This is a genomic window from Dietzia sp. SL131, from assembly GCF_026672565.1.
In the GTDB taxonomy this organism is placed as follows: Bacteria; Actinomycetota; Actinomycetes; order Mycobacteriales; family Mycobacteriaceae; genus Dietzia; species Dietzia kunjamensis.
In genome coordinates this window covers 1,625,649-1,638,735 of record NZ_JAPPRI010000003.1, presented here as the reverse complement: position 1 = coordinate 1,638,735, position 13,087 = coordinate 1,625,649, and the positions used below count along the sequence as shown (strand labels likewise).

The following is a 13,087-nucleotide window of genomic DNA, read 5'->3' as shown; positions in this document are numbered from 1 at the left end:
CGTGAACCCGCGCTCGGCCGGGGTGACCGGGGTCGTGCGTTCGGCCGCGCAGGCGCTCGGCGCGGCGGGCGTCGACTCCGCGCACGTCGAGGCCCAGCTCATCTGTGCGCACGTGCTCGGCATCGACCGCACCCGGCTCATGCTCGCCGACGACCTCGACGCCGCCGCGGTGAGCGAGGTCGAGCGGATCGTCGCCGCCCGCGCCCGCGACCGGACCCCCCTGCAGTACCTGCTCGGCCGCGCGGTCTCCGGACGGCTCGAGTTGGCCGTCGGGCCGGGGGTGTTCATCCCGCGACCGGAGACCGAGTTGCTGGTCGAGTCGACGCTCGCGGCCCTGCCCGCACCGGGCCCCGGCCCCGGCCCGGTCGTGGTGGACCTCTGCGCCGGCAGCGGCACCCTCGCGTTGGAGATCGCCCACGCCCGGCCCGACGCCCGCGTCCACGCCGTCGAACTGCACGAGGCCGCGCTGGAGTGGCTGCGCCGCAACGCCGCCGAGCGCGCCGCCGCCGGGGACACCCCGATCGAGGTCCACCACGCCGACGCCACCGACGCGGACGTCCTCTCGGACCTGCGGGGCAGCGCCGCCGCCGTGGTGTCCAACCCCCCGTACATCCCGGTCACCGATGATCTCCCCGCCGACGTCCTCGAGCACGAGCCGGCGACGGCGCTGTTCGGGGGGCGGGACGGCCTCGTCGTCGTCACCCCCTCGTCGGCGTGGCCGCCGCCCTCCTCGCGCCGGGAGGGCACCTCGCCGTCGAGCACGACGACACCACCGGCGCCGCGGTCGCCGCGGTCGTGGCCGCGCAGGGGGCTTCGGTACCGTGGAGCAGCACACCGACCTCGCCGGCCGACCGCGATTCGTCACCGCGACGCGACTCGACGCGGGCCACGACGACACGCACGACGACGACGACCGCGACGACGACAAGGTCGACACGACAGTCCGGAAGGGGACCACCCGGTGACCATCACCTACGACTGCACCGAGGACACCGGCCGCGAAGTCGGTCTCAGTTCCGCTGCCGGCGCCCTGCGCTCGGGCCGGCTGGTCGTGACCCCCACCGACACGCTCTACGGCATCGCCGCCGATGCCTTCGACCCGGACGCGGTGGTCTCGCTGCTGTCGGCCAAGCGCCGTGGCCCGGACATGCCGGTGCCGGTCCTGGTCGGCTCGTGGGAGACCATCGACGGCCTCGTCGTGAGCACCCCGGCCGCCGCCCGCGACCTCATCCGCGCCTTCTGGCCGGGGGGCTTGAGTCTCATCGTGCACCAGGCACCGTCCCTGGGCTGGGACCTCGGCCAGACCCGCGGCACGGTCATGCTCCGGATGCCGCTGCACCCCGTCGCCATCGAACTCCTGCGCGAGGTCGGCCCGCTCGCGGTGTCCAGTGCCAACGTCTCCGGTCAACCGCCGGCCACCACCGTGGCCCAGGCCCGGGAGCAGCTCGGCGACTCGGTGGCCGTGTACCTCGACGGCGGCCCATGTGCGATCGGCCAGCCCTCCACGATCGTCGACCTCACCGGGCCCGGTCCGCGCATCGTCCGCGAGGGCGCGGTGACCGCCGAGCGCGTGGGAGAGGTCCTCGGCGTCGACCCCGCGGTCCTGCGCGGCTGAACCATGGGTGCCGGGGTCCCGTTCCGGGAGCTGCTGCTCATCGCGGTCACCGCCGGACTGGTCACCTTCGTCGTCACCGGTCTGGTCAGGGGAGTGGCACCCGCGATCGGCGGGCTCGCCTACCCGCGGGAGCGGGACGTGCACCAGGTCCCCACCCCCCGGCTCGGCGGGGTGGGCATCTTCACCGGGATGCTCATCGCCGTCTACCTCGCCGCGCAGCTGCCGGCCCTGAACCGGGCCTTCCCGCCCTTCGCCCCCGACGTGGAGGCCACCATCGTCGCCGGCGGGGTGATCGTGCTGGTGGGGATCGTGGACGACATCCTCGGGCTCGGGGCCGTCACCAAACTCGCGGGCCAGGCCGCCGCGGCCGGGGTCCTGGTCGCGATGGGCGTGTCGTGGACGCTGCTGTACATCCCCTTCGGGGACGGCAACATCCTCGTCCTCGACCAGCTCCAGGCCGGACTGCTCACGGTCGTGTTCACACTGACGATCGTCAACGCGATGAACTTCGTGGACGGACTCGACGGGCTCGCCGCCGGACTCGGGGCCATCGCGGCCACGGCGATCTGCGTGTTCTCCGTGGGCATCATGCTGGACCAGGGCGGGACCGTCGGGGCCTACCCGCCGGCACTGGTCACCGCGGTCCTGGCCGGGGCGCTCATCGGGTTCCTGCCCCACAATTTCCAACCCGCCCGGATCTTCATGGGCGACTCCGGGTCCATGCTGATCGGACTGGTCCTCGCCGCGGCCTCGACGAGCGCCTCCGGGAAGATCTCGCAGAGCCTGTACGGGCCCCAGGACATGATCGTCCTGCTCTCGCCGGTGATCGTGGTCGCGGCCGCGATGTTCGTGCCGATGCTCGACCTGGTCATGGCGGTGGTGCGGCGGGTCGGGGCCGGCCGTAGCCCCTTCGCACCCGACAAGATGCACCTGCACCACCGGCTGCTCGCGCTGGGGCACTCCCACCGGAGGGTCGCGCTGGTCATCTACGCGTGGGTCTCCCTCATCGCGTTCGGGGCCGTCGGGGCGACGATGCTGCCCACCGAGGTGATCGTCCCCGCGATCGCGGCCGGTCTCCTCTCCGTCCTGGCGGCGACCCTCGTCCCTCGCCTCCGCAGTTCGCGCGGGAAGCACCGGACGGCCGACGGGCCCCGATCCCCGGGCGACTAGGCTGCGGGGTATGGACGACACCCCCGGACACGACGCCCCCGGACACCAGGTCGAGAGCGCCCACACCATCGGACTACGCAGGGCGGTGACCCTCGGCGCCGCCGCGCTCGCCGTGCTCATGGTGATCAGCGCAGGGCTGTGGTGGGCGGTGGATGGTCGCTCCGGCCTGTGGGGCGCCCTGCTCGGGGCCGCGATCGGTGGCGTGTTCGTCCTCCTCACCGCGGTGGTGGTGATCGCCACGGCCCGAACCTCACCCCAGGTGACCGGAGCCGTCCTGTTGGGAACGTGGCTCCTCAAGCTCATCGTGGCGATCGGGGTCGTCGCGGCTCTCGAGCCGCTCGACTTCTACTCCAAGCCCGCGTTCGCCACGACCATCGTCGTGGCCATGGTCGTGGTCCTCGCGTCGGAGACGGTGGCCATTCTGCGCACGCGCGCCCCGTACGTGGAGCCCTGAGCTGGGATTTTCCGGCACTCCCGATCGGTCACGGACTGGTTTCGGGGAGATGTGGAGCTGATAACGGCGTGAGGTGCCCCCAGGGGTCCGCAGGGGATGGCCTTTGCTACGATGCTCTGCGGAGGGAAACCGGAAAAGGGTGCGGCGGTACACGCCGCGAGAATCCCCGGGCCCTCCCGGGTTCCGCAGGTCGGAACGAAACACTGGACATGACCACCGTCTCTGCAGGCGGCCCGAACAGGGGAGAGAGCGCTGAGCACGTCACTGCTGGCATTCAAGGGCGAGTTCCATCCGCCGTCACTAAATGACTTCTTCCCGCCGGCCGTGCTCTTCGAGGGGACTCCGTTCGCTCTGGACCGGCTGATGATCATCCGGCTGATCGCGGCGGCCGTCGTCGCGGTGCTGTTCTACCTGGCGATGCGCCGGTCGGCCGTCGTGCCGCGCGGACTGCAGAACGTCGGCGAGATCGCGCTGGACTTCGTCAAGAACAACATCTCGGACGAGATCATCGGGAAGAAGGACGGTGACCGGTTCCTCCCGGTCATCGCGACGATCTTCTTCCTCACGCTGTTCATGAACCTGCCCGCCGTGATCCCGGGCTTCAACATCTCGCCCAACGCGCGGATCGGCATGCCGCTGGTCATGGCGGCGGTCGCGTATGTGGTCTTCATCTATGCGGGAGCCAAGAAGTACGGCTTCTTCTCCTTCGTGGGCAAGTCGGTCGTCGTGCCGAACCTTCCCCCGGCGCTGCACCTGCTGGTCGTGCCGATCGAGTTCGTGTCGACCTTCATCCTGCGGCCGGCCACGCTGACCATCCGTCTGATGGCCAACATGCTGGCCGGGCACATCATGATCGTGCTGCTGTTCTCCGCCACGAACTTCTTCTTCTGGCAGTTCAACGGGTGGACCGCGGTCAGCCTCGTGACCATCATCGTGTCGGTGGCGTTCACGTTCTTCGAGCTGCTGGTGATCTTCCTGCAGGCGTACATCTTCGCGCTGCTCACCGCGGTGTACATCGACCTGTCGTTGCACGCCGACAGTCACTAAAAGACTTCCGGCGCCGCGAGCGCCGGGACACCCAGACCACACCGACGACCGAGTGCGGACATCCCGCACCGGCCATCTGAAAGGGAACGGAAACCCACATGGATATCGTCACTCTCGCCCAGGCAACCGAGACGACCGCCCGCGGTTACGGCGCCATCGGCTACGGCCTCGCCGCGATCGGCCCCGGCATCGGCATCGGCATCGTCGTCGGCAAGGCGATCGAGGGCATGGCCCGCCAGCCCGAGATGGCCGGCCAGCTGCGCACCACGATGTTCCTGGGCATCGCCTTCACCGAGGCCCTGGCGCTCATCGGTATCGTCACCGGCTTCATTTTCTGATCGCCGGCTGGCGAAGGTCAACGACATGAATCCGATCCACATTCTCGCCGCGAGCGAGACCGAGGGGCTCCCGCTGGAGGAGACGCCCAACGTCCTCTCGCCGGCGCTGTACGACATCGTCTGGTCGCTGATCCCGTTCGCTGTCGTCCTGTTCGTGTTCTGGAAGTTCGTCCTCCCGATGTTCAAGCGGGTCCTGGACGAGCGCACCCAGCGCATCGAGGGCGGCATCGAGAAGGCGGAGGCCGCACAGGCCGAGGCGAAGGCGGCCCTGAACAAGTACAACGCCCAGCTCGCCGAGGCGCGTGGCGAAGCCGCGAAGATCCGCGACGACGCGCGTGCGCAGGGGCAGCAGATCCTCGCCGACATGAAGGCGGAGGCCCAGGCCGAGAGCGACCGCATCGTCGCCGCCGGGCAGCAGCAGCTCGCCGCGCAGCGTCAGCAGATCGTCACGGAGCTCCGTGGCGACCTCGGACGCCAGTCGGTCGAGCTCGCCGAGCGGCTCATGGGTGAGCAGCTGTCCGATCCGGTCCGCCGTTCGGGCACCATCGACCGTTTCCTCGCCGACCTGGACAAGGTCGCCGGGGCGGGCCAGAAGTAAGGAAGAAGCAGACTATGCACGCAGCAAGCCGCGACGCCCTCGAGCAGTCCCGGTCGGTCCTGCAGTCCACGCTCTCCGCGAACCCGGCCGGGGGCGCCACGGGCGCCAAGGTCGGTGCCGAGCTCTTCCGGGTCGTCGACGTCCTGGAGGGTGACCGCTCCCTGCGGGTCGCCGTCGCGGACTCGTCCGCACCGGTCGAGGCCCGCGAGGACCTCGCCCGTTCGGTGTTCGGCTGGAAGATCGACGAGTCGACCCTCGCGGTCGTGCTTGCTGCGGTCGCACTGTCCTGGTCCACCCCGCGGGATCTCCGTGAGGGCCTCGTCACCCTCGGCCGGGAAGCGCTCCTGCTCTCGGCCCGGGAGCAGGGTCAGCTCGGGACGGTCGAGGACGAACTGTTCAGACTGGGCCGCATTGTCGCCGGCGACGCGGAGTTCGAGCAGGCTCTGTCCGACCGCACGACTACCACGGAGTCCAAGCGCGCACTCCTCGGTCAGGTCCTCTACGGCAAGGTGACCGCGGTCACCGAGGCGCTCGCCGGGCAGGCGATCGCCCGGCCGGACGCCATGCCCGCCGACGATCTGGACGCGCTGTCCAGGCAGGCGGCCGAACTCCAGGGACAGTCGGTGGCCGTGGTCACCAGTGCCACGGAACTCACCACCGAGCAGCGGGCCGCACTCGAGGGCAAGCTCGCCGAGATCTACGGACGGGAGATGGCGGTCCACGTCCAGGTCGACCAGGCGGTCCTCGGCGGCATGGTGATCCGCGTCGGTGACGAGATCATCGACGGTTCCGTCGCCGGGCGGCTCTCGGCCGTACGACGGGCGCTTCCCTAGGCTTCGACACCCGACGAGCAACGGTCGCACTCGGTCGATGCTCACCTGACAAGACACATCCAGACCACACTTAGTGAGAGCAGGAATGACATGGCGGAGCTGACTATCTCCTCCGACGAGATCCGCAGTGCGATTGCGAATTACACCTCGACGGTCTCCAACGAGGCGTCGCGCGAGGAGGTCGGAATCGTCACCGACACGGGCGACGGTATCGCCCACATCAGCGGACTGCCGTCCGCGATGGCCAACGAGCTGCTGGAGTTCCCGGGCGGCATCCTCGGCGTCGCACTGAACCTCGAGGACCGCGAGATCGGTGCGGTCGTCCTCGGTAACTTCGACGAGATCGCCCAGGGCCAGGAGGTGCGTCGCACCGGGGAGGTCCTCTCCGTTCCGGTCGGCGACGGCTTCCTCGGTCGCGTCGTCAACCCGCTCGGGCAGCCCATCGACGGCCTCGGCGACATCGAGTCGGAGGGCACCCGCGCCCTCGAGCTGCAGGCGCCGTCCGTTCTGGAGCGCCAGCCGGTCGAGGAGCCGATGCAGACCGGTATCAAGGCCATCGACGCCATGACGCCGATCGGCCGCGGACAGCGTCAGCTCATCATCGGTGACCGCAAGACGGGCAAGACCGCGGTCTGCATCGACGCGATCCTCAACCAGAAGGCCAACTGGGAGTCGGGCGACAAGACCAAGCAGCTGCGGTGCATCTACGTCGCGATTGGCCAGAAGGGCTCCACCATCGCGGGCGTCAAGGCGACGCTCGAGGAGAACGGCGCGATGGAGTACACCACCATCGTCGCTGCCCCCGCCTCTGACTCGGCCGGCTTCAAGTGGCTCGCGCCGTTCACCGGTTCGGCCATCGGGCAGCACTGGATGTACGACGGTGCGCACGTCCTCGTCGTGTTCGACGACCTGTCCAAGCAGGCGGATGCCTACCGTGCGATCTCGCTGCTGCTCCGTCGTCCGCCGGGTCGTGAGGCGTACCCCGGTGACGTCTTCTACCTGCACTCCCGCCTGCTCGAGCGGTGCGCCAAGCTCTCGGATGAGATGGGCGGTGGGTCGCTGACGGGTCTCCCGATCATCGAGACCAAGGCCAATGACGTCTCGGCGTTCATCCCGACCAACGTCATCTCGATCACCGACGGTCAGGTCTTCCTCGAGTCCGACCTGTTCAACCGCGGTGTGCGTCCGGCCGTCAACGTCGGTATCTCCGTCTCCCGAGTCGGCGGTGCCGCGCAGACCAAGGGCATGAAGAAGGTCTCCGGCTCGCTGCGTCTGGACCTGGCCGCGTACCGCGACCTCGAGTCGTTCGCGACGTTCGCGTCCGACCTCGACGCCGCCTCGAAGGCGCAGCTCGAGCGTGGCCAGCGTCTGGTCGAGATCCTCAAGCAGGACCAGAACTCGCCGGTCGCCGTGGAGGACCAGATCGTCTCGATCTACCTCGCCGGTGAGGGTTTCTACGACTCCGTCCCGGTCGAGGACGTCCGTCGCTTCGAGGGCGAGCTGCTCGAGACCCTGCGGCACTCCGCCTCCGACGTCTACAGCCAGATCGAGGGGGGAGCCGCGCTCTCCGACGAGTCCAAGTCGACCCTCGAGGCCAAGACCAACGAGTTCAAGGAGGGCTTCGTCGCCACCGACGGTTCCCGGGTGGTCAACGAGCCCGAGGCCGAGGCGCTGTCCGAGGACGAGATCGATCGTGAGAAGCTCACGGTCACCAAGAAGAAGGCCTGAGGCCTGCGATGACAGCCATCCGATTCAAGGTCGAGAGGAGAGTGATCCACGCCCATGGCCAACATGCGTGAACTACGCGACCGGATCAAGTCGGTCAACTCGACCAAGAAGATCACCAAGGCCCAGGAGCTGATCGCGACCTCGCAGATCTCCAAGGCCCAGGCCCGGGTCGCGGAGGCCAAGCCCTTCGCGGACCAGATCACCGCGATCCTCACCGATCTCGCGAGTGCCTCGTCGCTCAAGCACCCGATGCTCAACGAGCCGGAGAACCCGAAGCGGTCCGCCGTGCTGGTGGTGACCTCCGACCGGGGCATGTGTGGTGGTTACAACCACAACGTGCTCAAGGAGGCCGCCGAGCTCATCGCCTACCTCGAGAGCGAGGGGCGTGAGGTCGACATCTACGTGATGGGCAACAAGGGGATCGTGTACTACACGTTCCGCGAGGTCGAGCTCGCCGGTGCCTGGCACGGGCATTCGCAGAAGCCGGACTACCAGGAAGCGCGTCCGGCGTTTCAGCTCCTGTCGGCGGCTTTCAAGGCCGGCGGCGAGTCGACGTTCGACGCCTCCGAGTTCCTCGAGGGGGACGGCACGGACACCACCCGCAAGGGCGTCGACGAGGTCCACATCGTCTACACCCAGTTCAAGTCGATGCTCACGCAGACCCCGCGGGCGCGTCGACTGGCCCCGATCGAGACCGAGGTCGAGATCGAGGAGCTGGACCTGGGCGACGGCATGATGGACGACAGCCCCAGGTCGGAGTCCGAATTCAAGCCGGAGGTCTCCTTCGAGCCGGATGCGGACACCCTCCTGGACAACATCCTCCCGAGGTACATGTCGACCCGTGCCTTCGCCTCGCTCCTCGAGGCGGCGGCGTCGGAGTCGGCGGCACGACGGACCGCCATGAAGTCGGCGACCGACAACGCCACCGAGCTGGTGGAGGGCCTGAGCCGCGAGGCGAACCAGGCACGCCAGGCACAGATCACCCAGGAAATCAGCGAGATTGTCGGTGGCGCTGGTGCGCTCGCCGCTAGCGCAGGAAGTGACTAAGCAATGACCACAGCTGTTACCGATCAGAGCACGACGGGCACGGCCGGTCTCACCGGTCGGGTCGCCCGCGTCCTGGGTGCGGTCGTCGACGTGGAGTTCCCGCGCGGCGCCCTCCCGGCCCTCTTCAACGCCCTCACCGCCGAGATCACCCTCGCGGCGGTCGCCAAGACCGTGACGTTCGAGGTCGCCCAGCACCTGGGCGACAACATGGTGCGCTGCATCTCGATGCAGTCCACCGACGGACTCGTCCGCGGTGCCGAGGTGGTCGACTCCGGTCAGCCGATCTCGGTTCCGGTCGGCGACGTCGTCAAGGGCCACGTCTTCAACGCCCTGGGCGACTGCCTCGACGCGCCCGGCACCGGCCGGGACGGCGAGCAGTGGGGTATTCACCGCGAGCCGCCGGCCTTCGACCAGCTCGAGGGCAAGACCGAGATCCTCGAGACCGGCGTCAAGGTGATCGACCTGCTGACCCCGTACGTCAAGGGCGGCAAGATCGGTCTGTTCGGTGGTGCCGGTGTCGGCAAGACGGTGCTCATCCAGGAGATGATCACCCGTATCGCGCGTGAGTTCTCCGGTACGTCGGTGTTCGCCGGCGTCGGTGAGCGCACCCGTGAGGGCACCGACCTCTTCCTCGAGATGGAGGAGATGGGCGTCCTCCAGGACACCGCCCTGGTGTTCGGTCAGATGGACGAGCCGCCGGGGACGCGTATGCGCGTCGCCCTCTCGGCCCTCACCATGGCCGAGTACTTCCGCGACGTGCAGGGCCAGGACGTCCTCCTGTTCATCGACAACATCTTCCGCTTCACGCAGGCCGGTTCCGAGGTCTCGACGCTGCTCGGCCGCATGCCGTCCGCCGTCGGTTACCAGCCGACCCTCGCGGACGAGATGGGTCAGCTGCAGGAGCGAATCACCTCGACGCGTGGTCGCTCGATCACGTCGCTGCAGGCGATCTACGTCCCCGCCGACGACTACACCGACCCGGCGCCGGCCACGACGTTCGCCCACCTCGACGCCACCACGGAGCTCTCCCGCTCCATCGCGTCGAAGGGCATCTACCCGGCCGTCGACCCGCTCACCTCGACCTCTCGGATCCTCGAGCCGGGCATCGTGGGCGAGGAGCACTACCGCGTCGCCCAGGAGGTCATCCAGATCCTCCAGAAGTACAAGGAACTCCAAGACATCATCGCCATCCTCGGTATGGACGAGCTGTCCGAGGAGGACAAGGTCACGGTTCAGCGTGCCCGTCGCCTCGAGCGCTTCCTCGGCCAGAACTTCCTGGTCGCCGAGAAGTTCACCGGTCAGGTCGGTTCGGTCGTCCCGCTGTCGGACACCATCGAGGCGTTCGACAAGCTCTGCAAGGGCGAGCTGGACCACCTTCCGGAGCAGGCGTTCAACGGCATCGGCGGTCTCGACGATGTCGAGGCCAACGCCAAGAAGCTCTCCGGGAAGTGACGGTCGTCCATGGCTGAGATCGAAGTCGAGTTCGTCACCGTCGAGCGCAGGTTCTGGTCCGGGACCGCATCCATGGTGGTCGCCAAGACCAGCGAGGGTGAGATCGGTATCCAGGCCGGTCACGAGCCTCTGCTCGGTGAGCTGGATGCCGCCGGTACCGTCACGGTGTACACGGACGAGGGGCGCAAGGTCGCTGCCGTCCAGGGCGGCTTCCTGTCGGTGACCGCGAACAAGGTCAGCATCCTCGGGGAGTCCGCAGAGTGGTCGGACGCGATCGATCGCGCCGCCGCGGAGCGGCAGCTGTCCGAGGCCGGCGATGACGCCTCCGCCGCGGCCACCGCCCGGGGCCGACTCCTCGCCATCGAGAAGGCCGGCGCCTAGTACGCACGGTCCGCCCGTCACACACGGCCGCGACCGCCGGAAGGGGATGAGCAGAGTGACGGCTCCCATCGAGATCATTCTCGGGCTCGTCATCCTGCTCGTGCTCGTCCCGGTGGTCGCGGCCGTCGTGTATCGACTGGTCGTCGTGCGTCGTAATTCCACGTCGGTCCTCGTTCGCAGGGCCGGGGAGGATGCGTGGGGATACGGCGCCGTCCGGTACTCGGATACCGAGGTCGCGTTATATCGTCTGCTGAGCGTGAAGTTCGGTGCCGACGTGCGGTTGGACCGGCGGACCCTCGTGCTGGGCCCGCGTCGACAGCCCACCGGTCCGGAGCTCGACGTGGCAGAGGAGGGCGAGGTGATCGTTCCGTTCTCCGGACACGACCGCCGCGACCGTCCGGTCGAAGGTGAACTCTGCGTGGCCCTCGCAAAACTGACCGGGATGCTCGCGTGGGTCGAGGCCTGCTCCACCGAGCAGGTCCGCCCCCGGCGTCCCCACCGCTGACACCATCCGCGCCGCGTGCCGGGGGCGGTGCCCGTACCCAGGAGGAACCGTTGCGTCTCGTCGTAGCCACGTGCCAGGTCGACTACGTCGGTCGCCTCACGGCTCATCTTCCGATGGCCCCGCGGTTGTTGCTGGTCAAGGCCGACGGGTCGGTGAGCGTCCACGCGGACGACCGTGCCTACAAGCCGCTCAACTGGATGACCCCACCCTGTTCCCTCGTGGAGGGAGATCACCCGGAGAACCCGGAGCAGCAGCTGTGGGTGGTGGAGAACAAGGCGGGGGAGCAGCTACGGATCACCGTCGCCGAGGTGCACCACGACTCCCGACACGAACTGGGCGTGGACCCGGGACTGGTGAAGGACGGCGTCGAGGCACACCTGCAGGAACTGCTCGCCGAGCACATCGAGACGCTCGGGCAGGGGTACAGCCTGGTCCGCCGGGAGTACATGACGGCGATCGGCCCCGTCGACATCCTCGGCCGCGACGGTACGGGGACGACGGTCGCCGTCGAGATCAAACGCCGCGGTGAGATCGACGGCGTGGAGCAGCTGACCCGCTATCTGGAACTGCTCAACCGCGACCCGTTGCTCGCGCCGGTCAGTGGGATCTTCGCCGCCCAGATCATCAAGCCCCAGGCGCGCACGCTTGCCGAGGTCCGCGGGATCCGATGCGTGACCCTGGACTACGACTCGCTGCGCGGGATCGAGTCCACCGATCTCCGACTCTTCTGACCGCAGGCCATCGGGATGCCCAGGCGACACCGACGCGGCGACGCCGACCGGCCGCTACCGCCGCGGCACGGACTCGGGGGCTCGGCGCTCGAACCCGGGCCGGCCGGTGACCCCGATTCGTACCACGTACGGCGGATCCCCGGGGCCAGAGCGGGCAAGGACTACCGGTGCCCCGGTTGCGATCACGTGGTGATGTCCGGGACCGCGCACATCGTGGCGTGGCCGGACCGTCCCGGTGGAGACGAGGAACGTCGCCACTGGCACACGGGGTGCTGGTCCGGTCGTGGCCGGAGGGGGCTCACCCGTCGCTGGAGTTGAGGTTCGGTTCCTCCGGCAGGTCGTACTCCCCGTCGTCGCGCGCCCCGGGGATGGGTTCGAGTGTCGCCCGGATGGCGCCGAGCTCGTCCAGCACACGCTCGCGGAGCACGCGCAGGTCGTCCACATGCCGTCGTGCACGGGAGACCAGACGCTCCGCCCGGCGGCGGGCGTCGTCGACGAGCCGACGGGCCTCCTCCTCGGCCTCGCGACGCGTGGACTCCGCGGCCGCCAGCGAGGCGTCATGGCGTTGCGTTGCCGCGCGCAGCTCCTCGCTCCGGCGCAGATCCGAGGCCAGTCGGTGGTCCTCATCGATCTCGTGCCGCCGGCGCGCCGCCTCGTCGTCCAGTCGCCGGGCCTCTCGTTCCGCGGCGAGGATGATCTCCCGGGCGCGGGCGCGTGCCGCATCGAGGACGGACGAGTGCTCGGTGCGGACCGCCTCGGCACTCCTGCGGACCGCGGCCAATTCGGCGCCCGCGGTCTCCCGTAGCCGCCACGCGTCCTCCTCGGCCTCCGCGCGAATCCGGTCGGCCGTGGCGTGCGCGGAGTCACGGATGGACTCCGCTTCGGCGGTGGCCAGCGAGAGCATCGTCGACAACCTGTCCGACATCTGACCGCTGGTCACGGGAGCCCGACCGAGTTCGGCGACCCTGGCCTCGAGGTGTGCCACCCGTGCTCGTTCCCGGTCTGCGTCCGCCGCGGCCCGCTCGGCCCGGGCGACGGCGGCATCCCGGTCAGCGCGCAGGACCCCCGTCTCGGACTCGAGTCGGGTGAGGGCGCCCATCACCTGCTCACGGTCAAATCCCCTGCGCACCACCGCGAAGGACTCCGCGGTGGTGGGTGACGTGTGCATGCTCGACATGTCCCCACCCT

Annotated in this window: 15 protein-coding genes and 1 pseudogene; 15 read left to right on the top strand and 1 reads right to left on the bottom strand. The window is 69.0% G+C overall.

The annotated features are described in order from the left end of the window. Nucleotide 1: 1 nt before the first annotated feature. The 15 genes and pseudogenes from OVA21_RS08485 to OVA21_RS08415 form a co-directional block, all read left to right on the top strand. Nucleotides 2–634, top strand: a pseudogene (locus OVA21_RS08485) (N5-glutamine methyltransferase family protein); the annotation flags it as partial. Nucleotides 635–961: 327 nt separating this feature from the next. Then, entirely contained in the window at nt 962–1,615 is a 654-nt protein-coding gene (locus OVA21_RS08480; RefSeq protein WP_067718348.1) for an L-threonylcarbamoyladenylate synthase, read from the top strand. Nucleotides 1,616–1,618: 3 nt separating this feature from the next. Beyond that, on the top strand, nt 1,619–2,785 hold the full coding sequence (locus OVA21_RS08475; protein WP_067718345.1) for a glycosyltransferase family 4 protein: 1,167 nt from the start codon (nt 1,619–1,621) through the stop codon (nt 2,783–2,785). Nucleotides 2,786–2,795: 10 nt separating this feature from the next. Further along, the gene (locus OVA21_RS08470) at nt 2,796–3,239 is read left to right on the top strand and encodes a hypothetical protein (protein ID WP_096905254.1); all 444 of its coding nucleotides are present in this window, start codon (nt 2,796–2,798) and stop codon (nt 3,237–3,239) included. A gap of 363 nt (nt 3,240–3,602) precedes the next feature. Then, nucleotides 3,603–4,286 (top strand): F0F1 ATP synthase subunit A, encoded by a 684-nt coding sequence (gene atpB / locus OVA21_RS08465; RefSeq protein WP_235027792.1) that lies wholly within the window; start codon nt 3,603–3,605, stop codon nt 4,284–4,286. A 98-nt stretch (nt 4,287–4,384) separates the two neighbouring features. Next, entirely contained in the window at nt 4,385–4,624 is a 240-nt protein-coding gene (locus tag OVA21_RS08460; RefSeq protein ID WP_067718337.1) for an ATP synthase F0 subunit C, read from the top strand. A 25-nt stretch (nt 4,625–4,649) separates the two neighbouring features. Further along, nucleotides 4,650–5,222, top strand: coding sequence for a F0F1 ATP synthase subunit B (locus OVA21_RS08455; RefSeq protein WP_096905256.1), 573 nt, complete (start codon nt 4,650–4,652; stop codon nt 5,220–5,222). A 14-nt stretch (nt 5,223–5,236) separates the two neighbouring features. Continuing rightward, a complete protein-coding gene (locus tag OVA21_RS08450) occupies nt 5,237–6,055 on the top strand; it encodes a F0F1 ATP synthase subunit delta (RefSeq protein ID WP_067718333.1) in 819 nt (272 codons plus the stop codon). 90 nt (nt 6,056–6,145) lie between these two features. Then, on the top strand, nt 6,146–7,783 hold the full coding sequence (gene atpA / locus OVA21_RS08445) for a F0F1 ATP synthase subunit alpha (RefSeq protein ID WP_096905257.1): 1,638 nt from the start codon (nt 6,146–6,148) through the stop codon (nt 7,781–7,783). A 54-nt stretch (nt 7,784–7,837) separates the two neighbouring features. Next, complete coding sequence (locus tag OVA21_RS08440; protein ID WP_096905258.1) at nt 7,838–8,830, top strand: F0F1 ATP synthase subunit gamma; 993 nt, start codon at nt 7,838–7,840, stop codon at nt 8,828–8,830. Nucleotides 8,831–8,833: 3 nt separating this feature from the next. Further along, entirely contained in the window at nt 8,834–10,282 is a 1,449-nt protein-coding gene (gene atpD, locus OVA21_RS08435) for a F0F1 ATP synthase subunit beta (RefSeq protein ID WP_067718325.1), read from the top strand. A 9-nt stretch (nt 10,283–10,291) separates the two neighbouring features. Beyond that, nucleotides 10,292–10,663, top strand: coding sequence for a F0F1 ATP synthase subunit epsilon (locus OVA21_RS08430; RefSeq protein ID WP_067718322.1), 372 nt, complete (start codon nt 10,292–10,294; stop codon nt 10,661–10,663). 55 nt (nt 10,664–10,718) lie between these two features. Next, nucleotides 10,719–11,168, top strand: coding sequence for a DUF2550 family protein (locus tag OVA21_RS08425; protein WP_268092232.1), 450 nt, complete (start codon nt 10,719–10,721; stop codon nt 11,166–11,168). A gap of 50 nt (nt 11,169–11,218) precedes the next feature. Continuing rightward, nucleotides 11,219–11,899 carry an endonuclease NucS gene (gene nucS, locus OVA21_RS08420; protein ID WP_096905260.1) on the top strand — a complete coding sequence of 227 codons (681 nt, stop codon included), beginning with the start codon at nt 11,219–11,221 and terminating at the stop codon, nt 11,897–11,899. A 15-nt stretch (nt 11,900–11,914) separates the two neighbouring features. Next, nucleotides 11,915–12,217, top strand: coding sequence for an ATP/GTP-binding protein (locus tag OVA21_RS08415; RefSeq protein WP_096905261.1), 303 nt, complete (start codon nt 11,915–11,917; stop codon nt 12,215–12,217). On the opposite strand, the gene OVA21_RS08410 is transcribed toward OVA21_RS08415, so the two are convergent. Beyond that, nucleotides 12,198–13,076 carry a hypothetical protein gene (locus OVA21_RS08410; protein ID WP_254050441.1) on the bottom strand — a complete coding sequence of 293 codons (879 nt, stop codon included), beginning with the start codon at nt 13,074–13,076 and terminating at the stop codon, nt 12,198–12,200. The two genes, OVA21_RS08415 and OVA21_RS08410, sit on opposite strands and share 20 nt — an antisense overlap. Nucleotides 13,077–13,087 lie beyond the last annotated feature (11 nt).

Excerpts from the sequence above, each read along its gene's own strand:
- OVA21_RS08475 (WP_067718345.1), top strand. The coding sequence starts at position 1,619 with ATGGGTGCCGGGGTCCCGTTCCGGGAGCTGCTGCTCATCGCGGTCACC.
- OVA21_RS08470 (WP_096905254.1), top strand. The coding sequence starts at position 2,796 with ATGGACGACACCCCCGGACACGACGCCCCCGGACACCAGGTCGAGAGC.
- atpB (WP_235027792.1), top strand. The coding sequence starts at position 3,603 with ATGATCATCCGGCTGATCGCGGCGGCCGTCGTCGCGGTGCTGTTCTAC.
- OVA21_RS08460 (WP_067718337.1), top strand. The coding sequence starts at position 4,385 with ATGGATATCGTCACTCTCGCCCAGGCAACCGAGACGACCGCCCGCGGT.
- OVA21_RS08455 (WP_096905256.1), top strand. The coding sequence starts at position 4,650 with ATGAATCCGATCCACATTCTCGCCGCGAGCGAGACCGAGGGGCTCCCG.
- OVA21_RS08450 (WP_067718333.1), top strand. The coding sequence starts at position 5,237 with ATGCACGCAGCAAGCCGCGACGCCCTCGAGCAGTCCCGGTCGGTCCTG.
- atpA (WP_096905257.1), top strand. The coding sequence starts at position 6,146 with ATGGCGGAGCTGACTATCTCCTCCGACGAGATCCGCAGTGCGATTGCG.
- OVA21_RS08440 (WP_096905258.1), top strand. The coding sequence starts at position 7,838 with ATGGCCAACATGCGTGAACTACGCGACCGGATCAAGTCGGTCAACTCG.
- atpD (WP_067718325.1), top strand. The coding sequence starts at position 8,834 with ATGACCACAGCTGTTACCGATCAGAGCACGACGGGCACGGCCGGTCTC.
- OVA21_RS08430 (WP_067718322.1), top strand. The coding sequence starts at position 10,292 with ATGGCTGAGATCGAAGTCGAGTTCGTCACCGTCGAGCGCAGGTTCTGG.
- OVA21_RS08415 (WP_096905261.1), top strand. The coding sequence starts at position 11,915 with ATGCCCAGGCGACACCGACGCGGCGACGCCGACCGGCCGCTACCGCCG.
- OVA21_RS08410 (WP_254050441.1), bottom strand. The coding sequence starts at position 13,076 with ATGTCGAGCATGCACACGTCACCCACCACCGCGGAGTCCTTCGCGGTG.